Source organism: Arthrobacter mangrovi (assembly GCF_026011795.1).
In the GTDB taxonomy this organism is placed as follows: domain Bacteria; phylum Actinomycetota; class Actinomycetes; order Actinomycetales; family Micrococcaceae; genus Crystallibacter; species Crystallibacter mangrovi.
On the sequence record NZ_BRVS01000012.1, the window covers coordinates 111,144 to 131,469 of the forward strand.

Consider the following 20,326-nt stretch of genomic DNA (forward strand, 5'->3'; position numbering starts at 1 on the left):
GGGGCGGCGAATGCCTGGATTCGACGAGCGCTACGACCCGATCTACCAGCGCGGGCACCAGGGGCAGGCCTCCGGGACCGGGCAGTCCGCCCGCGCTTCCGGCAACGGGCAGATCCGGCAGTCCTCCGGCAGCAGTTCGCCCGAGCAGGCGGCCGGCTCCGGCCAGGTTGCGCAACCCGTGCCGCGCCCGCCGGACCACAGCCCGTTCAGCCGGCCGAACCACTTCCACCGGCCCGCGGATCCCGCTCGCGACGGGTTCCTTGACGGCCCGGGCATTTCCGAGGTCGCGCCAGCCGGCGACCCGGCCGGGCCCGCGGAGCCTGCCGCCTCCGCGGCGCGGAAGATCAACCCTTTCCTGCTGGCCCTTTGGCTCGTCGGGCTCGTCGCCCTTGGCCTGGGCATCTTCTCGGCGCTGGTCCCGCTGGGCGTGATCGACACGGACCAGTTTGCTCCCGGCCCCGATCCGAGCGTGTGGCTGTTCATCCTTCCCACGCTCTCCCCCGGTTTCCTCAGCGGAGGTTTCGTCTGTATCGGCCTGGCCCTGGGGCTGCACGCCCTGGCCTGGCAGCGGCGCCGCTGATCCTCTGCCCTTCTTCCGTGCCATCCTCCAAGGCCCTTCGTCCGGCCGCAGCCTCAGGGCCAGCGGACGCGCGTGGCCATCTCGGGATGCCGGCGCAGGTACCCCGCGATGTACGGGCAATGCGGCACGGCGGTCTTGTCCTGCCCCGCCACGTCACTCAGGGCATACTCGGCGAGCTTGGCCGCCAGGCCCTCACCCTCGAACTCGGCCCGGATGTCCGTGTACTGTAAGGCGACCTCGCGTCCGCTCGCGTGGAAGACCGAGGCGCCCGCCAGCCTGCCGTCCACGTGGATCTCGTAGCGGCTTAGGGCGTCATTGCGTGTCAGGGAGAAGCTCTCAACCATGCTTCGAGCTTCCCAGCGCCGGGGAGGCGGCGCAATGGGCCCCGTCCGGCTTAGCTGTGCAGCTGGACATCGGTCCAGACCAGCCTGTGGTCGCTGGTGGGGAACGGGAACTCGCCGGTCAGCTCCGAACCGGCCTCGCCCCGCTTGGGCCAAAAGACGCCGGCGCCGCGCACCAGCAGGTTCTTCGACGGCAGCACGTAGTCGGCGCGCAGGTTGCCCGGCGCCGGGTCGTCGTTGAAGTCGGCAGTGTCGAAGCGCGGGTCACCCAGATGGTTGATGTTGGCTCCGCCCTGCAGGGCCGCCGCTTCCACGGCCCCCCGCGAGGCCGGCAGCGGATCCTGGATGCGCGGGTGGTCCAGCAGCTGGTCGATCGCGCCCGGGTAGGAGTCGCCGTCCCGGGGATCGGAGTTCTGGTCGCCCATGACCACGAACCGCGAACCGGGCTTCAAGCCGCCCGGCACCCCGCCGTCGTCGTAAATGTACGATGCCTGCGGCCCGCCGGCCACATAATCCGCCCAGAAGCGGATCTCGTCATAGTTGCGCTTACCGTTCCTGTCCTCCGGACCGTCGAAGGAGGGCGGCGTGGGGTGGCTGGCCAGCACATGGACGGTCCTGCCGGCGATCCGCACCGGCACGTCCCAGTGCGACTTGCTGGACAGCCGCAGCACAGCCTGCGCCTCCGGGGAGTAATAGTCCGCAGGCATCAGGTTGCCCGGCATGTCCTTCCAGAGGAAGTTCCGGAAAGTGCGCACGTTGGCCGTGTCGATCGGATACTTCGAGAGCACGACCATGCCGTACTGCCCCGGGAACAGGCCGAAGCCGAACGCGTCGTCCCCGGTGCCGAGCACGCCGTCGTTGTTCAAGTCCACGCCCGTGTCGACCCCGGTGTTGGACGGGGCGGTGTAGGCGTACGGGTACTCGACCGGCGGCTGCCCGTTCTGGCTGACCTGCAGGTAGTTCTGCCGGAACAGGTCGACCGCGGCGTTGCCCTCAACGTAGTCGAACTCGTTCAGCAGCAGGATGTCCGGGTTGTTCCGCTGGATGACCTCGGCGATGTTCCGGGCCTGCTGGTTGTCCGGCGTGGCCAGGTCGGCGAGCAGCTCGCCCTCCGCGCCGCGGTTGAGGCTGGCGTTGTAGGTGGCCATCCGTACGGTTTCCTGCTGCACGTTCCCAGTATGCGCCGCGGACGGGCTTTGCTGCGGGGCGGCCTGGGCGGGAGGAACGACGACGGCGGACAGGGCTGTGGCGGCGAGCGCGGCCAGGAGCGGGGACAGGAAGCGGGTCATGGCCCCAGCGTACGCAGCCGCGGCAAACGCCCGGTGAACCGGCGCTGTCAGGACAGTTGGCCGGAGCGTCGCATCACCAAGGATGAGATGGCCGGTAATGCCCGCTGGGCCGTGGCCAAGATCCACCGAGCCCTTCTGGACCGCGGCTGGCGGCCCTGGAATCACCCGCTTCCTGAACGAGGAAGCAGCAGATGCCCTTTCCCGGGTGGAAAAGGGCATCAGCTGCTCAGTCGATCGGTGGCTCAGCCGGGGCGGCCGGGCTTGAGCTGCTGGCGGCGCGGGCTGTCCGGGTTCATCAGCGAATGCTTGCGGCCGTAGAAGAAGTAGATCAGCAGGCCGATGAGCAGCCACACCCCGAACCGGAGCCAGGTTTCCCAGTGCAGCTGCAGCATCAGGAAGAACGAGGCGAGGACGCCGAAGGCCGGAACAACCGGCATCAGCGGCAGCCTGAATTCCCTCGGCTCCTCCGGCCGGGTGTAGCGGAGCACGATCACGGCGATGCAGGTCACGACGAAGGCCGCGAGGATGCCGATGTTGGTCAGGTCCGCAACCGCCCGGATCGGGAAGACACCGGCGAGCAGCGCCGCGGCGATCCCGGCGATCCAGGTCACCCGCTGGGGCGTCCCGTGCCTGTCCGTGGCGGAGAACCAGCGCGGCAGCAGCCCGTCCCGGCTCATCGAGAACCAGACCCGGGTGACGCCGAGCAGGAAGGTCAGCATCACGGTCAGGATGGAGACCACTGCGAATGCCGAAATGATCGTGGCGACCGCCGGCAGGCCGACATTCTGGAAGGCCGAGGCGAAACCGGCCGTGGGACTGATCTCGGTGTAGTTCTGCATGCCGGTCAGCACCAGGGTCGCCAGCACATACAGCGTCATGGCGATCAGCAAGGAGAGCAGGATGGCCTTGGGCATGTGCTTCTTGCCGTCCACGGCCTCCTCCGCCGCGGTGCTCATCGCGTCGTAGCCGAACACGGCGAAGAAGACGGTCGCGGCGCCGGCGAGGACCGGCCCGAAGCCAGAAGGCATGAACGGCGTGTAGTTGGCCGGGTCCACGAAGAAGAATCCGAGCCCGATGATGAAGAGGATCAGCAGCACCTTTAGGCCCACGGCGATGAGCTCGAACCGGCCGAAGGTCTTGGTCCCGCGGCTCAGGATCCAGGCGATGAACAGGCAGACCACGATGGCCGGGAGGTTGATGACGCCGCCCTCGACCGTGTCGCCGGTGCCCTGCATCCAGACCGGAACGTCGAGGCCGATCCCGGCCATGAACTCGGTGAAGTACCCGGAGATGCCGATGGCGACCACCGCGACGATCGCGATGTATTCGAGCAGCAGGTCCCAGCCGATGAACCAGCCGATGATCTCGCCCAGGGCGACGTAACCGTAGGTATAAGCGGAACCGGCGCGCGGGATCATCCCGGCGAATTCGGCGTAGGACAGCGCTGCCGCGGCGCTGGCCAGGCCGGCGATCAAGAAGGAGATCAGCACCGCCGGCCCAACCGGCGGTGCCTCGCCGCCGCCGTTGGCCACCAGGCCGGCCAGCGTGAAGATGCCGATGCCGATGATGCCGCCGACGCCGATGGCGGTCAGCTGCCACAGGCCGAGCGTCCGGAACAGCCCGGTTTTGACGCTCTCGTCGTCGACTTCTTTCAGCGGCTTGCGCCGCATGATGGACTGGCTCAAATCACGTGTACTCATGGGGCTTCCTCTCCTAGATCAGCCCTACCGAAAGGTTGTTCGGCGTGCCGAACCGGTGCGCCGTGATGCTGACCGCCTGCTCATGCAGGAACGGCAGCAGTTCCACCCGTCCGGCCTCGGTGACCGGATGGGGGTACACCGCCACGTCCGGCGAACCGCCGGCCGCTTCGGCGAGCGCGACCGGGTTCCCGCCGATGAGCCGGATCCGTCCCGCTCCCAGGCGCGGGACCCGCGCCAGCCACGCGGCGTCGTCCTCGACCGCCACCTCTATGCCGCGGTCGATCAGCACGGCGCGCACTGCGGCGGGAAGCTCGACGGCGGTGGACACCTTCACGTCCGAGCCGGCCAGCAGCCCGGCGGCGAGCACGCGGACCAGCTTGGCCGGCCGCTCGGACTCCGACAGCCGGACGGTGACCGGCAGCGGCAGGTAGCGGAAGACGTTGCGCTCGGCGGCCAGGCCGGACACGTCCTTCGCCACGCCGAATTCCTCGGCCCAGGCCTCGGCGTCCGAGGACAGCGCGCGCGCCAGGACGGCGGCCTCGTCCTCATTCAGGAACCCCTGCGCCCCGGTTGCCGCAGCAAGAAGGTGGCGCACGCCGTCGTTCGTGACCTCTGCCGTGGCCCCGCTGGGCGCGGTTTCCCACTCCCCCAGGCCGGCGAGGTAGTTCGGGCCGCCGGCCTTGCTGCCCGCGCCAACGGCCGACTTCTTCCAGCCGCCGAAGGGCTGGCGCTGCACGATCGCCCCGGTGATATGCCGGTTCACGTACAGGTTGCCGGCCTGGACATTGTCCAGCCAGTAGTCCAGCTCGTCCCGGTCCAGCGAGTGCAGCCCGGAGGTCAGGCCGTAGTCGATCTCGTTCTGCATGGCCACGGCCTCCTCGAGGGTGTCCGCGGTCATCACGCCCAGGATCGGGCCGAAGAACTCGGTCAGATGGTAGTGCGAGCCGCGGCGCACACCGGTGCGGATTCCGGGGCTCCAGAGCTTGCCGGATTCATCCAGCCGCTCCGGCTTCAGCAGCCAGGCCTCCCCCTCGCCGAGGTTGGTCAGCCCGTCCAGCAGCTTGCCGCTGGCCGGCTCGATGACCGGCCCCATCTGCGTAGCGGCATCCTGCGGATAGCCGACGGTCAGCGAGGTGACGGCGTCCACCAGCTGGTTGCGGAAACGGCGGGACTGAGCCACGGAGCCGACCAGGATGACCAGCGAGGCGGCCGAGCACTTCTGGCCCGCGTGCCCGAACGCGGAGTACGCCACGTCCTTCGCCGCGAGGTCGAAGTCCGCGCTCGGCGTGACGATGATGGCGTTCTTGCCGGACGTCTCGGCCAGCAGCGGCAGGTCCGGGCGGAAGGAACGGAAGAGCTCGGCGGTCTCGTAGCCTCCGGTCAGCACCACGCGGTCCACGCGCGGATCGGAGATCAGCTGCCGGCCCAGTTCCCGCTCGCCCAGCTGCACCAGCTGCAGCACCTCGCGCGGGACGCCGGCCTCCCACAGCGCCTCCACCATGACCGCGCCGGTCCGCTGCGCCGGCTTCGCCGGTTTAATGACGACGGCGGAGCCCGCCGCGAGCGCGGCCAGCGTCGACCCGGCGGGGATGGCAATGGGGAAGTTCCAGGGCGGCGTGACCACGGTGAGCCGCGACGGCACGTACGTGGCCCCGTCCACCGTGTCCAGCCTGCGGGCCAGCTCGGCGTAGTAGTGCGCGAAGTCGATCGCCTCGGAGACCTCGGGGTCCGACTGGTCGAGGGTCTTGCCGGCCTCGGCCGCCGCCACTTCCATCAGGCGCGAGCGGTTGGCGGCGAGCGCGTCGCCGGCACGGTGCAGGATCTCGGCACGTTCGGCGCCGGACAGCGCGCCCCACGCCTTGCCGTGCTCCACGGCGGTGGAGAGGACCCGCTCCAGCCCGCTCTCGTCCCGGATGGCGGCGGCCTCGATGGCCTCGACACCCAGAGTGGAGTCCGGGACCCGCTCGAGGATGCCGCGGCCCCATGCGCGGTTGGCCGGCAGGGACGGATCGGTGTCCGGGGTGTTGCGGAAGCCTTCGCGGGGCGCGGGCTCGACCGGTTCGTGCCGGTCCTGCCGGCGGTTGGGCGGCGGCACGGAGTCGTCGAGGTTCTCCAGCGAGGCCAGGAACCGCTGCTTCTCCCGCTCGAACAGCTGCTCGTTCGCGCTCAGCTCGAAGACCGCGGACATGAAGTTCTCCTGGCTGGCGCCCTCTTCCAGCCGGCGGATGAGGTAAGCGATCGCCACGTCGAACTCCTGCGGATGCACCACCGGGGTGTACAGGAGCAGCGAACCGACGTCCTTCTTCACGGCCTCGGCCTGACCTTGGGCCATTCCCAGCAGCATCTCGAAGTCGATCCGGTCCGCCACGCCGCGCCGCTTGGCGAGCAGCCAGGCGAACGCCACGTCGAACAGGTTGTGCCCGGCAACGCCGATCCGTACGGCGTCGACATGCTCCGGGCGGAGGGAGTAGTTGAGCACCCGCTTGTAGTTGGTGTCCGAGTCCTGCTTGGTGCCCCACGTGGCCAGCGGCCAGTCATGCAGGGAGGCCTCGACCTGTTCCATCGGCAGGTTGGCGCCCTTGACCACGCGCACCTTGATCGGCGCGCCGCCGGCCGCCCGGCGGGCCTGCGCCCATTGGGTCAGCTCCATCATCGCGGCCAGCGCGTCCGGCAGGTAGGCCTGCAGCACGATGCCTGCTTCCAGGTTCCGGAACTCGGGGCGGTCCAGGATCCGGGTGAAGACCGCCATGGTCATCCCCAGGTCCTTGTATTCCTCCATGTCGAGGTTGATGAACTTGGGCCGCGGCGACTGCGCGGCCTGCCGGTACAGCGGGGCCAGGCTTTCGACGACATCCTCCACGGCCTCGTCGAAGGCCCACGGGGAATGCGGGGCCACGGTGGAGGAGACCTTGATCGAGACGTAGTCGACATCGTCGCGGGCCAGCAGCTTGTGGGTGCCCTCGAGGCGGCGGGCGGCCTCGCGGCGGCCCAGAACGGCTTCGCCCAGCAGGTTGATGTTCAGCCGCACGTCGTCCTTGCGGATCCTGGCGATGGCCGGACCGAGGCGCGCGTCCGTGGCGTCGACGATCAGGTGGCCGACCATTTCGCGCAGCACCCTCCGCGCCGCCGGAATCACCAGCTGCGGCAGCACCGGGGCCATCGCCCCGCCCAGCCGGACAGCGCCGCGCATGTACCAGGGAAGGAAGGCAGGGGCCTTGGGAGCCAGCGCGGCGAGGTTGCGGGCCGCCACGTTGAGGTCCTCGGGCCGGATGACGCCGTCGACGAAGCCTACGGTGAATTCCAGCCCGTTGGGGTCCTTCAGCACCCCGGCGAGCTGCTTGGCCGCCGGGTCGACCGGCACCTTGGCCGCCTCGGCCAGCCAGCGGCGGACCAGCGAGATGGCCTCGTCGGCGAGTTCGCCCGAAATCTCTCCAGCCAGCGCATCCGTCTCCACGGAGGCCTCCTTCACAAGCTCTTTCATGCCAGCATGAACCCTTCGCAGTCGATTTGGGTAGGTATTCCCTCAAGTATGGAAGCGGTGTTCAATTAGATAAAGTGATCTTTTCCGATCGATATGGATCGGATTTATCGAGGGATCGAGGAAGCATGCTGGACGTCCGCAGGCTGCGCCTCCTGCGCGAGCTCAAAATCCGCGGCACCCTCGCCGAGGTGGCCGCCGCGCTCAACTTCAGTCCGTCGTCGGTCTCGCAGCAGCTCTCCCTGCTGGAGAAGGAAGCCGGCGTCGAACTGCTGCGCAAGACGGGACGGCGCGTGCAGCTGACCCCGCAGGCCGAAATCCTGGTGGCCCACACCGAGCAGCTGCTGCAGCGGCTGGAACGCGCCGAGACCGACCTGGCCGCGTCGCTGACCACCGTCACCGGCACCGTGCGCGTGGCCGTCTTCCAGTCGGCTGCGCTGGCCCTGATGCCCCAGTCGCTCAGCGAGATGCGCGAACGCCATCCCGATGTGCGGATCGAGATGGTCCAGCGCGAACCCGAAACGGCGCTGTACGAGACGTGGGCGCGGGACTTCGACGTCGTCGTCGCCGAGCAGTATCCGGGCCACGCCGCGCCCCACTATCCCGAACTGGACCGGCAGCAGCTGACCACCGACGCCATCCGCCTCGCCGTCCCCGCGGAGGACGCGGGCCTGGGCAGCATCGGGTCGGTCGACGACGCTGCGCAGCGGCCCTGGGTGATGGAACCGCACGGCGCCGCCTCCCGCCACTGGGCCGAGCAGGCCTGCCGCTCCGCCGGCTTCGAACCGGACGTCCGGTACGAGACCGCGGACCTCCAGGCGCAGATCCGGCTGGTCGAGTCCGGCAACGCCGTCGCCTTCATGCCGGACCTGCTCTGGACGGGCCGGCCTCACAGCTGCCGCCTGCTCGAGCTCCCGTCCCGGCCGCGGCGCACCATCTTCACCTCGGTCCGCCGCGCCAGCGCGCACCACCCCGCGATCAGCGCCTTCCGGGAGATCCTGGAGGGCGCCGCCGCCCGGATCTGACCGCTCAGCGGCTCCGCCGGCTCCACCGGCTCCACCCGGAGTATGAGCCCGGCGGACCGGGGTTTCATCCCGGGGCCCGACGCACCGCGCCGCCGCCCCGGACAGGATTGAAGCATGAACTCCACCCGCACCGGCAGCACCCGCTACACACCCGACGCCGTCCCGGCCCCCGGCCCATCGGCCGCCCGCATGACCATCCCGGCCCCCACGGACCCGGCCGCCTCCGCCCGGGCTCAGCACCCGTCCAGCCGTCCGGTCCCGGCCATCCTGAGCGCCCGCACACTGACCAAAACATACGGCAGCACGACCGCCCTGTCCGGCCTGACGCTCGACATCCGCGCCGGCGAATCCGTAGCGATCATGGGCACCTCCGGCTCGGGCAAGACCACGTTGCTGCACTGCCTGGCCGGCATCGTCCTGCCGGACAGCGGCCGGATCACGCTCAACACTGCTGCAGGCAGCACCCGGATCGACAGCCTGAACGAGTCGGGGCGCTCCCGCCTCCGCCGGGAGTCCTTCGGGTTCGTCTTCCAGCAGGGCCTGCTCATCCCGGAGCTGACCGCGCTGGAGAATGTGGCCATCGCGCTCATGCTCAACGGCCTGGACCGGACGACGGCGGAACAAGCCTCCGCGGGCTGGCTTCAGTCCCTGGGTCTCGCCGGCATGGAGCAGCGCCGGATCGGCGAACTGTCCGGCGGCCAGGCCCAGCGCGTCGCGATCGCCCGGGCCCAGGTCACGGGGGCGGGCGTGATCTTCGCCGACGAGCCCACGGGCGCGCTGGATTCGGCGACCTCTGCCGAGGTCATGCAGGTCCTGCTGGATTCCACCACGGGCGCCAGCAAGACCCTCGTCGTCGTCACCCATGACGACACCGTAGCGTCCCGTTGCGCCCGCGTCGTCAGCCTGCAGGACGGCCGTCTGGTCGGCGACAGCGCCGGAGGCGCCCGATGAGCACCGCCGTCGTAGATTTCCGCTCCGCCGTACGGCTGGCCTGGCTGCTGGCCCGCCCGGGCGCCGCGGGAGGGTCCGCCGCCGGCCTGCCGGTGCTGGCCTTCGGGCTGGTCACCGCGCTGCTGCTGATCGTGCTCGCCGGCGCCCTCTCCTTCTTCCGCTGGCAGGACCCGGCCGCCGGGCTCTACCAGCTGCTGGCGGTGCTGGCGCTGGTGCTGCTGGTGCTGCCGCTGCTCACGCTCGGCGGCGCCGCGGCCCGGCTGTCCGCGCGGCGGCGCGATGACCGGCTGTCCACCCTGCGCCTGCTCGGGGCCACACCGTCGACCGTCGGTATCATCACCGTGCTCGAATCCACCGCCCTTGCGGCGGCCGGCGCGGTGGCCGGCGTGGCGGGCTACCTGCTGCTGGCGCCGCTGGTCCAGCTGATCGAGTTCCGCGGAGCGCCGATTGGCACGGCCTTCTGGCTGAACCCGCTGGCGGTTGCCGGGGTTGCCGCAGCGGTCGTGCTGCTGGCCGCCGCGAGCGCTGCCGCAGGCCTGGGCAAGGTGGTCATCTCGCCGCTCGGCGTGCGTACCCGGCAGGCGCCGGCCAAGGTGCACTGGTTCCGCGGCGTCCTCGGGGCGCTGGTCATCGTCGCCGGATACGCCGCCGTCAGCACGGGCTATGCTTCGGCTGCCATCGCCATCGCCGTGGTCCTGGGCACGTTCGCAGCCGGGCTTGCCGTCCTGAACCTGCTCGGCCCGTGGGTGGTCGCCGTACTCGGCCGCCGGCAGCTCCGCAAGGCGTCGACGGCGGGGAAGCTCCTGGCGGCACGGGCGATCCTCGAATCGCCGAAGGCCGCGTGGCGCCAGGTCAGCGGCGTCGCGATGACCAGCTTCGTGGCCGTCTTCGGCGGCACCGGCGCCGCGCTGGCCGGCTCGAGCCCGCAGGAGACCATGGGCCCGGAGCAGTTCATAGCCGGCGATATCCGCACGGGAATCCTCATCACCATCGGCGTCTCCTTCCTCATGGTGGCGTGCTCGGCCGGCGTCAACCAGGCCTCTGCGGTGCTGGACCGGGCAGACCTGTACAGCAGCCTGGACAGGCTGGGCATGCCGCGGCACGTCATGGACCGGGCACGCATCCGCGCCGTGATGCTCCCGCTGCTGCTGGTGAGCCTAGGTTCCGCGGCGGTCGCGGCGCTGCTGGTGCTGCCGCTGGCCGGCCTGGCCCTGGTCATGGCGCCGCTGTCCGTGCTGACCATCGCGGCCTGCCTCGCGGCGGGGATCGGCGTGGTCCGCGGCGGCCTCTGGGCCACGGGACCCGTCATGGCCAAGGTCCTCGAACCCGCCCGCTGACGCCGCAGGCGGCGCCCCACCGCTCAAGGCGGGGCGCCGCCGTCGTTATGGTCCTCCCGGCCCGGCCGGCCTGCTTCGCACCGCCGGGCCCGGCCGGGGGAACTATCCCGCCGGTGTGAAGTCCGTGGACCCGATGAATTCCGGCCGGGGTGCGGCCGCTGCGTAGGGCTCCTGCGCCGCGTTCTCCACCGAGTTGAACACGATGAACACGTTCGAACGGGGGAAGGGCGTGACGTTGCCGTTCGAGGCGTGCATGCAGTTCGAGTCGAACATGATGGCGCCGCCGGCCTTGCCCTCAAGCACGTCGATGCCGTAGCGGTTGGCGAACTCCGTCAGCGTGGCCTTGTCCGGGGTGCCGGCGCCCTGCATGACCAGGGACTTCTTGTAGTTGTCCTCAGGCGTGGCGCCGTCGCAGGAGACGTACTCCTTGTGCGAGCCGGGCATGATCATCAGCGGCCCGTTGAAGGAATAGTTGTCCGTCAGCGAGATCGAGATGCTGACGGCGCGCATCCCCGGCATCCCGTCCTCGGCGTGCCAGGTCTCGAAGTCCGAGTGCCACATGAATTCCTTGCCCTCGAAGCCGGGCTTGAAGTTCACGCGGGACTGGTGGATATAGACGTCGGAGCCGAGCAGCTGCCGGGCCCTGCCCACCACGCGGGGATCGTTGGCGATGCGCTTGAAGACCTCGCTGATCTTGTGCACCTCGAAGACCGAGCGCACTTCCTGGCTCTTGGCCTCCACGATGCAGCGTTCGTCCGCGCGCACGGCGGGATCGGCGGAGAGCCGCTCGAGCTCAGCCCGCAGCTCCTCCAGCTCGGCCGGCGTGACCAGCTCGTCAATGGCCAGGTAGCCCGTCGCCTCGTAGTGGTCCAGGGCGGCCTGGTCCAGCGGTCCGTCCGCTTCGCCGCCCCAGACCACCTTGTCCTCGCGCGGAAGGACCCGGGCTTCGCCGCCGCGGGTGGGGTAGGTATCGATTCGGTTCTGTTCTGCGGTTGCAGTCATGCGTCCCTCCTCGGGTGTTGTCGGTTTGTTTCCCGTAAGGAAAAAGCCCGGGCGGCTTGCGCCGTCCGGACTCTTCCTGGCTGGTGGGCCCTTAGGCCGGTTCTTCAACCACCAGCGGGTACACGCCGTTCTCATCGTGTACTTCGCGGCCGGTGACCGGCGGGTTGAAGACGCAGGCCATGCGCAGCTCGGTGGTGGCGCGCACGGTGTGCTTCTCATTGCCGTCCAGCAGGTACATGGTGCCGTCCTTGATCTCGTGGACTTCGCCGGTGACCTCGTTGGTCAGGGTGCCTTCGCCCTGGACGCAATACACGGCCTCGATGTGGTTGGCGTAGTGGAAGGTCGACGTGGTGCCCGCGTAGATCACGGTGTCATGGAAGGAGAAGCCCACTCCCTCGCGCGCCAGGACCATGCGGCGGCTGCGCCAGGTCTCGGACTTGATATCCCGGTCGGTATCGTTCAGGTCATTCAGGTTGGTTACCAGCATGCATAACTCCTTGTTCCTCGATGCGGTCGGATCGGTTTCGGGCCCCGGCGGGCCCGGCGGAAGCGCGCTTAGAGGGCTCCCGCAAGTTCACGGGTACCGGCGACGGCGTTGGTCGCCTCAATCAGGATGTCCAGTCCGCGGTCCAGCTCGTCCGCGCTGATGGTCAGCGCGGGCATCAGCTTGACTACTTCGCTTTCCGGGCCGGAGGTCTCGACCAGCAGCCCGCGGTCGAAGGCGGCCGCGGCGATCTTGCCCGCGGTGTCCGGATCGGGGAAGACGACGCCTGCCAGCAGCCCGCGGCCGCGCACAGCGGCACCTTCCACCGAGGCGGCGATGCGCTCCAGGCCCTCGTGCAGCTGCACGATGCGGGCGCTCACCTGCTGCTGGAACTTGCCGTCGGCCCAGTAGGTTTCGAGCGCGGCCGCGGCCGTGACGAAGGCGGGGTTGTGGCCGCGGAAGGTGCCGTTGTGCTCGCCCGGCGTCCAGGCGTCCAGCTCGGGACGGAAGAGCGTCAGCGCCATCGGCAGGCCGAAGCCGGAGATCGACTTGGACAGGCAGACGATGTCCGGGGTGATGCCGGCGCCCTCGAAGCTGAAGAACGTGCCGGTGCGGCCGCACCCGGCCTGGACGTCATCGACGATGAGCAGGATGTCGTGCTTCTTGCAGAGCTCGGACAGCCCGCGCAGCCAGGCCGCCCGCGCCGCGTTGAGGCCGCCCTCGCCCTGCACGGTTTCCACGATGATGCCGGCCGGCTTGTCCACGCCGGAACCGCTGTCTTCGAGGACACGCTCCAGCCACAGGAAGTCCGCGGTTTCACCGTCGAAGTAGTCGTCGTATGGGATCTTCGAGCTGTTGGTCAGCGGAATGCCGGCGCCCATGCGCTTCATGGAGTTGCCCGTGACGGACAACGAGCCCAGCGTCATGCCGTGGAAGGCATTGGTGAAGCTCAGGATGTGCTGGCGGCCGGTGATCTTGCGGGCCAGCTTCAGCGCCGCCTCCACGGTGTTGGTGCCCGTGGGGCCGGGGAACATGACCTTGTAGTCCAGGTTCCTCGGCTTGAGGATGACGTCCTCGAACGTCTGCAGGAACTTCCGCTTGGCCGGTGTCTTCATGTCCAGGGAGTGCACGATCGCCCCGCTGCGAAGGTATTCGAGCAGCGGCTCCAGCAGCGCCGGGTTGTTGTGGCCGTAGTTCAGCGCGCCTGCGCCGGAGAAGAAGTCCAGGTACTCGGCGCCGTCCTCGGTGTAGACCGTGCTGCCCTGGGCCCGTTCGAAAACGGCCGGCCAGCTGCGGCAATAGCTGCGAACTTCTGATTCACGGGTTTCGAAAATATCCATCATCAAACGCTTCCTTTCGGGTCGCCGCGGCATTTCCGGAATTTGGCACGGAAAATTGCCGCTGCGGATTTTTTAATCGAGCGTGTTAGGGGGAATAGGGATTAATTGAGCGGGCCGATCCGGAACAGGAATTCAGTGTCGTGGTTATCCGGGTACTGGTCCCGCGTAAACAGGGGCTCCCGCTCCAGGTCCGCACTCCGGCGCGCAGCGAAGCCCGTGAAGAGCCTGATCGACGCCTGGTTGTCATCGGTAATCGTGGTCTCGACCCGCCGGGCGTCCGTCTGCCGGACCAGCCGGTCCAGCATCGAGCCGGCCAGCCGCCTGCCGCGGAAGAACTCATCGACGGCGACCTGCCACACCATGAGCGTGCCGGGTTCGTCCGGCCGCAGGTAGCCGCTGATGAAGCCTGCCGGCTGGTCGTCCACCGTCGCTAGGATGGACGTGTCGGCGAAGTCGCGGCACCACAGCAGGTAGGAATAGGAGGAATTCAAATCCAGCACCTGGGAATCCTTGGCCATGCGCCAAAGATGCTTTCCATCGTGCAGGGTTGGTTTGCGGAATCTTGCTTCTACACTCGTATCGGTCAGGGTTTCTGCGAGTTCGTGAACCATCTATTCGACCGTATCGGGAATCGAATCGTAATCAAGCCGAGAACAGCTGATTTGACAGCTTTCGGGGCCCATGGCGCGGCCGAAGCGCGGGTCCGCCGATTCGGGTTTTGCCCTTGGCCTGTCTGGCAATCCGGGAAACGACGACGCCGAAAATGGTCCGCAAAACCATCGTTACCGTTTCGTTACATTCGCAGTGTGACACACCTGCGTCCGCGGCCGACGGACACGCGAAAGCGCCACCACCGGGACCGTGTCCGGTGATGGCGCTCCAGGGGTGGGCCCTGCGGGGATCGAACCCGCGACCCGCGGATTAAAAGTCCGATGCTCTACCAACTGAGCTAAAGGCCCGCCGGCCGGCAAAAAGTGCACTGGAAAGCGCACCCGCTCCCGGCCGTGCACCAGTTTATCGTAAGCCCGTGCCGATCCTGAACCGCGCCAATCCCCTCGACCGCACCAGAGGGCAGGAGTATGGTCAAGGCATGAGCCCCAACAGCGCAAATGAAGCCCCGAGGCCGCACAAACCCAAGCCGTTTGCCCCGCTGGACTTCGAAGGATTCACCGGCGGCGCAGACCCCGCACGCGTCTCGGAAGCGGCCCATCTCGCGGCGCAGGCACTGGTTCGCCACGGGCGCCAGTCGACCGACCCCGAGGTGACGGAGCGGCTGGTCAAGCTCGCGGACCGGCAGGGCCTAGACGCCATCGCCGAAATGTGGGCGGAAAGCCCGGCCCGGTCATTGCCCGGGGCCCTCTGGCGGCTCTACGCACTGCGCACCGCCGCCCGGCAGAATCCCGAACGGATGGCGGCCTTCTTCAAGGCAGGAAAGGACGTCGCCGAAGTCTCCAAGGCCGTGGCCGGCGTTGCCGAACCGCCTGGAGCCGACGAAGTGACCAAGATGGCGGACACCATCCTCTCCGGCGCATTCGACGGCGACTTCGACGTTGCCCTCGACCGCTCCGCGGCCTTCTGCCGTGTCGTGGCCCTCGGCCAGACCCACCATGCGGACGCCGCAGAGGCATCGAACGAGAACCACGCCAGCAAGCTGACCCAAAGCTCCCACCGGCTCGTCAAAACCGCCGAGGACCTGGAAGCCGCGGCCGCCGCCTGGCGCCGCGGAGAGCTGGACTGAACGGCTCCCGGAGCCGCGATATGCCCCGCGGCGCGGGGCATATTAGCCCTGCGATGGAACGTTTTCTACCCGGTTTGGCGAACTTTTTCCAGACATTCAACCGCGGTTGACATCACTGTCCGGGCGTAGAAAACTGAAGGTGGTGTCGAACTGTGGCAGCCCCGGGCTCCAACTTTTAGCCGCTTCGAGCGGCCATCCGCCGAGAGGCGCTCCCAGTTCGGCACCATTATTCTTGTTCTCCCGGAGACGCTAGGCTTAGCTGTGCGGACTTTCCCCTGTCCGCCGCATCGTTCCCCTCCAGCTCGAGACCCCGGTGAAACAGTGAAGCTCAGTCTCTTCCCGAAAGAGAACAAAAGCCTTGAAATGCTGGCCGACATGGCGGCCCTGTTCCGCGATGGCGTCACTACACTTTCCGAATGCCTGGGGGCGCCCGCGGGCCAGTACGAGCAGTTGGCAGAAGACCTGCACCGCAGGGACGCGCGGATTTCGGAACTGCACTTTGCGATGCTCTCCCACGTGCGGACGAGCTTTATCACGCCGCTGCCGCGCGAAGACCTCTGCCAGATCTCCCGCTGCCTGGTGGAGGGCTTCGAGAGGCTGGACTGCGCGGCCGAGCTGATGGCATTGAACAAAGTGAAGCGGCTCTCCGGACGCGCCTCCGAGCAGCTTGAGGTGATCGGCCGGATGTCGGACCTCACCGCCTCGGCGATGGGACGGCTGAGCTCGCTCAGCGATCTCGATGAATACTGCATGGACATGCTGCAGTTGGCGCGCAGGGCCGAAAGGACCCACCGCAAGTGGATTTCGGAGGACCTCCGGAACCTCAAACCGGCCACCTACGTGACCCATCGCGATGTCGCGGACGAACTGATCCACGCGACACGCGAACTGCGCCGCATCTCGACCTATGTAGCCCAGATCCTGGTCAAGGAATCGTAGGTGGAGCTGCTCCTTCTCGGGGTAGTCATCGCGGTCTCCGGCTGCTTCGCTTTCATCAACGGCTTCCACGACGTCTCGAACTCCGTAGCCACGGCGGTACGGACCCGCTCGCTCCTGCCCCGCGTCGCCGTCGTCCTTGCCGCCTTCTTCAATTTCCTTGGCGTGCTGGTATCAGGCACCCTCGCGGTGCTTATCAGCACCCAGTGGTTCAGCGTTCCCGAGGGCAGCAGCGGCCTCGGCATCCTCATGGCCGGCCTGGTCGCAGCCTGCGGCTGGGGCATCTTCACCTGGTGGCGGCGCATGCCCTCCTCCTCGACCCACGCCCTGTTCGGCGGCCTGTGGGGGGCTGATCTCGCCGCCGCGTTCCTGGACCGCCCGAATATCACGGCCACCGACGGCTTCCTCGCGGGACAGCTGTTCCTGCCGCTACTGCTGTCCCCCGTGCTTGCCTTCGGCATCGCGTACCTGGCCGTCTATCCGGCCATCTGGATCTCGCGCTACAACACCCCCGGGGAATCCAACCGCACCAACCGCACGGCCCAGGCGGTCCTGGCCGGGGCCTTCTCATTGGGCCACGGGCTGCAGGACGGCCAACGCACCGTAGCGGTCGTGCTGCTGGCCCTGGGCGCCGCCGGCCTGGCCAGCAACAGCACGGACATACCCATGTGGGTGCAGCTTTTCGCTGGCACCCTGCTCGCCGCGGGCACGCTGTTCGGCGGCTGGAGGATCGTGCACACCTTGGGCTACCGGCTTGTGCGCATCGACCCGCTCCGCGGCGCCATCGCTCAAGGCGTCAGCGCCATAATGCTCTTCGTCGGCGCCCTCGGACTGCACATGCCCCTCTCCAGCACCCACACGGTCGCCTCGGGGATCCTCGGTGCCGGGGCCAACCAGCGCTTCGCGGCCGTGCGCTGGCGGGTGGCGCTGCGGGTGCTGCTGGTCTGGGCGCTCACGGCCTTTGCCAGCGCCCTGCTCGGCGCCGTCCTCTACCTCGCCGTCGACCCGATCCTGTAGCGGCAACGGGCCAGCCCTTCCACCGCTGCGCCGGCACCGGCAATAACGGCACGCGGGCCCGGCAGCAGTGCCGCCGGGCCCGTCCTGGTCAGTAAGTGCAGGACGGCAAGGTCCCTACGTGGCGGCGCAGCCGACACGAAAGGGCCCGTCCTGGTCAGTAAGTGCAGGACGGCAGGGTCCCTACGTGGCGGCGCAGCCGACACGAAAGGGCCCGTCCTGCACGTTATCCGAAGCGGCCGGAGACGTAGTCTTCGGTGGCCTTCTCGACCGGGTTGTTGAAGATTGCGGTCGTGTCGTTGTACTCGATCAGCTTGCCGGGCTTGCCGGTGCCGGCAATATTGAAGAACGCCGTCTTGTCCGATACGCGCGCGGCCTGCTGCATGTTGTGGGTCACGATCACCACGGTGTACTCCGTCTTGAGCTCCTCAATGAGGTCCTCGATGGCCAGGGTGGAGATCGGGTCCAGCGCGGAGCAGGGCTCATCCATGAGGATCACCTGGGGCGCGACTGCGATCGCCCGGGCAATGCAGAGCCGCTGCTGCTGGCCGCCGGAGAGGCCCGAGCCGGGCTTGTCCAGGCGGTCCTTGACCTCGTTCCACAGGTTCGCACCGGAGAGCGACTTCTCCACGAGGGCGTCCGCATCCGACTTGCTGATCCGCTTGTTGTTCAGCTTGACGCCGGCAAGCACGTTGTCGCGGATGGACATTGTGGGGAACGGGTTCGGCCGCTGGAACACCATGCCGATCTGGCTGCGCACCGCAACCGGGTCGACCCCGGAACCGTACAGGTCCTCGCCGTCCAGCAGGACCTCGCCCTCGACGCGGGCGCCGGGCAGGACCTCGTGCATACGGTTGAGGGTGCGCAGGAAGGTGGACTTGCCGCAGCCCGACGGACCGATGAAGGCCGTGACGGATTTGGCGTCAATGTTGATGTTGACGCCTTCCACGGCCAGGAAGTTTCCGTAGTAGACGTTCAGATCATTGACGTCGATGCGCTTGGACATGAAATTCCTTCTCTAAGTTCTTCGACGGCTTAGCGGCCGGTTTTAGGGGCGAAGATGCGGGCGATCAGCCGTGCCACCAGGTTCAGCAGCATCACGATAATGATCAGCAGCAAGGCCGCGGCCCATGCACGCTGCAGGCTGGGTTCCACATTGGTGGGCGAAGTCGGGTTCATCAGCTGCCGGTAGATGAATGTTGGCAGAGTGGTCATCCAGCCGGAGAATACATTCCAATTGATGCTATTGACGAACCCAGCGGTGACCAGGATCGGGGCGGTTTCGCCGATGACACGGGCAATGGCCAGGGTGACACCCGAGGCGATGCCGGAGATCGCCGTCGGAACGACAACCTTCAGGATGGTCCGCCACTTACGCACGCCGAGGGCATAGGAGGCCTCGCGCAGTTCGTTGGGCACGATCTTGAGCATTTCCTCCGTGGAACGCACCACCACAGGAATCATCAGGACCGACAGGGCCACGGCGGCCACGAAGCCGGTCCGGGTCGAGGGTCCGAAGATCAGGCCGAAGAACGCGGCTGCGAACAGGCCGGCGACAATCGAAGGGATGCCGGTCATCACGTCGACGAAGAACGTGATGCCCCGGGACAGCGCTCCGCCCTTGCTGTACTCGACCAGGTACACAGCGGTCAGCAGGCCAACTGGAACAGAAATGAGTGTGGCCCAGAAGGTAATCAGGATGGTGCCGACGATGGCGTGGTAGGCGCCGCCGAGGACGCTGGTGCCGTTGGCGACGGTCTCGTTATCCACCACGCCGGACATCCCGTTCATGGAGGTGAACAGGAAGTTGTAGGTAAGGCCCGGAATGCCCTTCTCCAGGACGGTCCAAATGACCGAGATCAGCGGCAGCACTGCGACGATAAAGGCAGCCGTGATCAGGCTTGTGGCCAGGTGGTCGGCGGCCTTGCGCCTGCCCTCGACCGCGAATGTGACGGCGTAGCTGGCGATCACGAAGAGCACTGCGGAGAACAAGGCCCACGTCACCACGTGGAAACCGGCCAGCGAAGACAGCGCGGCCCCGACGATCACCGATCCGGCGAGCACGGCCCACAGGGCCCAGCCCGGAAGCCGGTTCTTCGTCAAACTCCTCTTGCGCAGCGGCGACCGGGTTGAAGTAGTCTGCGACATTTAGTTTGCCCCCGAGAATTCTTTGTGGCGGCTGATGATCCAGCGGGCGACCATGTTCACGGCGAGCGTGATCAGGAACAGCACCAGGCCGGCGGCAATGAGTTCCGCCAGGCGCAGGCCGAAGGCCTCCGGGAAGTTCAGCGCGATTTCAGCAGCGATTGTCTGGTTGCCGCTCTTGATCAGGCTCGCCATCAGCGCACCGCCGGAGAGCACCATGGCAACGGCCATGGTTTCACCCAGTGCGCGGCCGAGGCCGAGCATGACGGCGCTGATGACGCCGGGGCGCGCGAACGGGAAGACGGCCATCCGGATCATCTCCCAGCGCGTGGCACCCATCGCCAGAGCGGCTTCCTCGTGCAATTTAGGAGTCTGCAGGAAGATCTCGCGGCTCAGCGAAGTGATGATGGGAAGGATCATCACGGAGAGCACGATGCCGGCGGTGAGCATGGTCTTTCCGGTCTGGCTCGCGGGGCCCTCGAAAATCGGGATCCAGCCGGCGTTCTCCGCCAGCCACTCGTACACCGGAACCAGGGCAGGTGCCAGGACTGTCATGCCCCACGCGCCGTAGACCACCGATGGAATCGCGGCGAGCAGGTCGACGACGTAACCGAGGCCCTGGGCCAGCCGGCGGGGCGCGAAATGCGAAATAAACAGCGCGACACCGACGCCGACGGGTGTGGCAATCAGTAGTGCGATCGCGGCAGCGATTAGCGTGCCGATGACAATCGGCAAGATGTAGCTGAAGAAGCCTTCGCCGCCAGTGATGTCTGCCGGGTCGGCCGAGAACGTGGGCAGCGCCTGCCAGAGCAAGAATGCCGCGACGCAGAACAGGACAAAGAGGATGAGGCAGCCTGCGAACAGGGCTAGGCCGGAGAAGACCTTATCTCCTGTGCGGCCTTTGCTGCCACCCGCTGTCAATGTGTTGGACACTTCACAACCCTTCAGACTCCTGGTTCTTCCTTG

The 20,326-nt window shown here is 67.7% G+C and carries 18 protein-coding genes and 1 tRNA gene; 7 read left to right on the forward strand and 12 right to left on the reverse strand.

The features are described 5' to 3' along the window. Positions 1–10: 10 nt before the first annotated feature. Positions 11–580, forward strand: a complete 570-nt coding sequence (locus tag AHIS1636_RS12775; RefSeq protein WP_264796212.1) for a hypothetical protein — start codon at positions 11–13, stop codon at positions 578–580. Positions 581–633: 53 nt separating this feature from the next. On the opposite strand, the gene AHIS1636_RS12780 is transcribed toward AHIS1636_RS12775, so the two are convergent. From AHIS1636_RS12780 to AHIS1636_RS12795, 4 genes are all read right to left on the reverse strand, one after another. Continuing rightward, positions 634–924 (reverse strand): GNAT family N-acetyltransferase, encoded by a 291-nt coding sequence (locus tag AHIS1636_RS12780; protein WP_264796213.1) that lies wholly within the window; start codon positions 922–924, stop codon positions 634–636. 50 nt (positions 925–974) lie between these two features. Next, positions 975–2,210: an endonuclease/exonuclease/phosphatase family protein gene (locus AHIS1636_RS12785; RefSeq protein ID WP_264796214.1), complete on the reverse strand. Its 1,236-nt coding sequence runs from the start codon at positions 2,208–2,210 to the stop codon at positions 975–977. 242 nt (positions 2,211–2,452) lie between these two features. Further along, positions 2,453–3,910 (reverse strand): amino acid permease, encoded by a 1,458-nt coding sequence (locus AHIS1636_RS12790; protein ID WP_264796215.1) that lies wholly within the window; start codon positions 3,908–3,910, stop codon positions 2,453–2,455. A 13-nt stretch (positions 3,911–3,923) separates the two neighbouring features. Continuing rightward, entirely contained in the window at positions 3,924–7,391 is a 3,468-nt protein-coding gene (locus AHIS1636_RS12795; protein ID WP_264796216.1) for a bifunctional proline dehydrogenase/L-glutamate gamma-semialdehyde dehydrogenase, read from the reverse strand. Between the two features lie 125 nt (positions 7,392–7,516). Between AHIS1636_RS12795 and AHIS1636_RS12800 the strand changes: the two genes are divergently transcribed. From AHIS1636_RS12800 to AHIS1636_RS12810, 3 genes are all read left to right on the forward strand, one after another. Further along, on the forward strand, positions 7,517–8,413 hold the full coding sequence (locus AHIS1636_RS12800; RefSeq protein ID WP_264796217.1) for a LysR substrate-binding domain-containing protein: 897 nt from the start codon (positions 7,517–7,519) through the stop codon (positions 8,411–8,413). Positions 8,414–8,527: 114 nt separating this feature from the next. Beyond that, positions 8,528–9,364 carry an ABC transporter ATP-binding protein gene (locus AHIS1636_RS12805; RefSeq protein ID WP_264796218.1) on the forward strand — a complete coding sequence of 279 codons (837 nt, stop codon included), beginning with the start codon at positions 8,528–8,530 and terminating at the stop codon, positions 9,362–9,364. Then, positions 9,361–10,701, forward strand: coding sequence for an FtsX-like permease family protein (locus AHIS1636_RS12810; protein WP_264796219.1), 1,341 nt, complete (start codon positions 9,361–9,363; stop codon positions 10,699–10,701). Before AHIS1636_RS12805 ends, AHIS1636_RS12810 begins: the two co-directional genes overlap by 4 nt. A 102-nt stretch (positions 10,702–10,803) precedes the next feature. Here AHIS1636_RS12810 and thpD read toward each other — a convergent pair whose 3' ends face one another. The 5 genes from thpD to AHIS1636_RS12835 all read right to left on the reverse strand — a co-directional run bounded on the left by thpD (position 10,804) and on the right by AHIS1636_RS12835 (position 14,486). After that, the gene (gene thpD / locus AHIS1636_RS12815; protein WP_264796220.1) at positions 10,804–11,703 is read right to left on the reverse strand and encodes an ectoine hydroxylase; all 900 of its coding nucleotides are present in this window, start codon (positions 11,701–11,703) and stop codon (positions 10,804–10,806) included. A 91-nt stretch (positions 11,704–11,794) separates the two neighbouring features. Then, the gene (locus AHIS1636_RS12820) at positions 11,795–12,190 is read right to left on the reverse strand and encodes an ectoine synthase (RefSeq protein WP_262107747.1); all 396 of its coding nucleotides are present in this window, start codon (positions 12,188–12,190) and stop codon (positions 11,795–11,797) included. Positions 12,191–12,258: 68 nt separating this feature from the next. Then, the gene (ectB, locus tag AHIS1636_RS12825) at positions 12,259–13,527 is read right to left on the reverse strand and encodes a diaminobutyrate--2-oxoglutarate transaminase (RefSeq protein ID WP_264796243.1); all 1,269 of its coding nucleotides are present in this window, start codon (positions 13,525–13,527) and stop codon (positions 12,259–12,261) included. A gap of 101 nt (positions 13,528–13,628) precedes the next feature. Continuing rightward, positions 13,629–14,045: a diaminobutyrate acetyltransferase gene (ectA, locus tag AHIS1636_RS12830; RefSeq protein WP_264796221.1), complete on the reverse strand. Its 417-nt coding sequence runs from the start codon at positions 14,043–14,045 to the stop codon at positions 13,629–13,631. A gap of 368 nt (positions 14,046–14,413) precedes the next feature. Then, a tRNA-Lys gene (locus AHIS1636_RS12835) sits at positions 14,414–14,486 on the reverse strand. A gap of 131 nt (positions 14,487–14,617) precedes the next feature. On the opposite strand from AHIS1636_RS12835, the gene AHIS1636_RS12840 reads away from it, so the two are divergent. The 3 genes from AHIS1636_RS12840 (at position 14,618) to AHIS1636_RS12850 (ending at position 17,218) form a co-directional block, all read left to right on the forward strand. Continuing rightward, positions 14,618–15,265 carry a hypothetical protein gene (locus AHIS1636_RS12840; RefSeq protein ID WP_264796222.1) on the forward strand — a complete coding sequence of 216 codons (648 nt, stop codon included), beginning with the start codon at positions 14,618–14,620 and terminating at the stop codon, positions 15,263–15,265. Between the two features lie 375 nt (positions 15,266–15,640). After that, entirely contained in the window at positions 15,641–16,204 is a 564-nt protein-coding gene (locus tag AHIS1636_RS12845) for a nuclease PIN (protein WP_264796223.1), read from the forward strand. After that, positions 16,205–17,218 carry an inorganic phosphate transporter gene (locus AHIS1636_RS12850; protein WP_264796224.1) on the forward strand — a complete coding sequence of 338 codons (1,014 nt, stop codon included), beginning with the start codon at positions 16,205–16,207 and terminating at the stop codon, positions 17,216–17,218. A 223-nt stretch (positions 17,219–17,441) separates the two neighbouring features. On the opposite strand, the gene pstB is transcribed toward AHIS1636_RS12850, so the two are convergent. Genes pstB through pstC form a run of 3 tightly spaced genes read right to left on the reverse strand, consistent with a single transcriptional unit; the run spans position 17,442 to position 20,293 of the window. Further along, complete coding sequence (gene pstB / locus AHIS1636_RS12855) at positions 17,442–18,221, reverse strand: phosphate ABC transporter ATP-binding protein PstB (RefSeq protein ID WP_264796225.1); 780 nt, start codon at positions 18,219–18,221, stop codon at positions 17,442–17,444. A 29-nt stretch (positions 18,222–18,250) separates the two neighbouring features. Then, a complete protein-coding gene (pstA, locus tag AHIS1636_RS12860) occupies positions 18,251–19,363 on the reverse strand; it encodes a phosphate ABC transporter permease PstA (protein WP_264796226.1) in 1,113 nt (370 codons plus the stop codon). Further along, positions 19,364–20,293: a phosphate ABC transporter permease subunit PstC gene (pstC, locus tag AHIS1636_RS12865; RefSeq protein WP_264796227.1), complete on the reverse strand. Its 930-nt coding sequence runs from the start codon at positions 20,291–20,293 to the stop codon at positions 19,364–19,366. Positions 20,294–20,326 lie beyond the last annotated feature (33 nt).

Bases quoted from the DNA above. Each gene is read 5' to 3' on its own strand.
- ectA (WP_264796221.1), bottom strand. From the start codon at position 14,045: ATGGCCAAGGATTCCCAGGTGCTGGATTTGAATTCCTCCTATTCCTAC.
- AHIS1636_RS12790 (WP_264796215.1), bottom strand. From the start codon at position 3,910: ATGAGTACACGTGATTTGAGCCAGTCCATCATGCGGCGCAAGCCGCTG.
- AHIS1636_RS12820 (WP_262107747.1), bottom strand. From the start codon at position 12,190: ATGCTGGTAACCAACCTGAATGACCTGAACGATACCGACCGGGATATC.
- pstA (WP_264796226.1), bottom strand. From the start codon at position 19,363: ATGTCGCAGACTACTTCAACCCGGTCGCCGCTGCGCAAGAGGAGTTTG.
- AHIS1636_RS12805 (WP_264796218.1), top strand. From the start codon at position 8,528: ATGAACTCCACCCGCACCGGCAGCACCCGCTACACACCCGACGCCGTC.
- AHIS1636_RS12780 (WP_264796213.1), bottom strand. From the start codon at position 924: ATGGTTGAGAGCTTCTCCCTGACACGCAATGACGCCCTAAGCCGCTAC.
- AHIS1636_RS12810 (WP_264796219.1), top strand. From the start codon at position 9,361: ATGAGCACCGCCGTCGTAGATTTCCGCTCCGCCGTACGGCTGGCCTGG.
- AHIS1636_RS12795 (WP_264796216.1), bottom strand. From the start codon at position 7,391: ATGAAAGAGCTTGTGAAGGAGGCCTCCGTGGAGACGGATGCGCTGGCT.
- AHIS1636_RS12800 (WP_264796217.1), top strand. From the start codon at position 7,517: ATGCTGGACGTCCGCAGGCTGCGCCTCCTGCGCGAGCTCAAAATCCGC.
- pstB (WP_264796225.1), bottom strand. From the start codon at position 18,221: ATGTCCAAGCGCATCGACGTCAATGATCTGAACGTCTACTACGGAAAC.
- ectB (WP_264796243.1), bottom strand. From the start codon at position 13,527: ATGGATATTTTCGAAACCCGTGAATCAGAAGTTCGCAGCTATTGCCGC.
- AHIS1636_RS12775 (WP_264796212.1), top strand. From the start codon at position 11: ATGCCTGGATTCGACGAGCGCTACGACCCGATCTACCAGCGCGGGCAC.
- thpD (WP_264796220.1), bottom strand. From the start codon at position 11,703: ATGACTGCAACCGCAGAACAGAACCGAATCGATACCTACCCCACCCGC.
- AHIS1636_RS12785 (WP_264796214.1), bottom strand. From the start codon at position 2,210: ATGACCCGCTTCCTGTCCCCGCTCCTGGCCGCGCTCGCCGCCACAGCC.
- AHIS1636_RS12845 (WP_264796223.1), top strand. From the start codon at position 15,641: ATGGCGGCCCTGTTCCGCGATGGCGTCACTACACTTTCCGAATGCCTG.
- AHIS1636_RS12840 (WP_264796222.1), top strand. From the start codon at position 14,618: ATGAGCCCCAACAGCGCAAATGAAGCCCCGAGGCCGCACAAACCCAAG.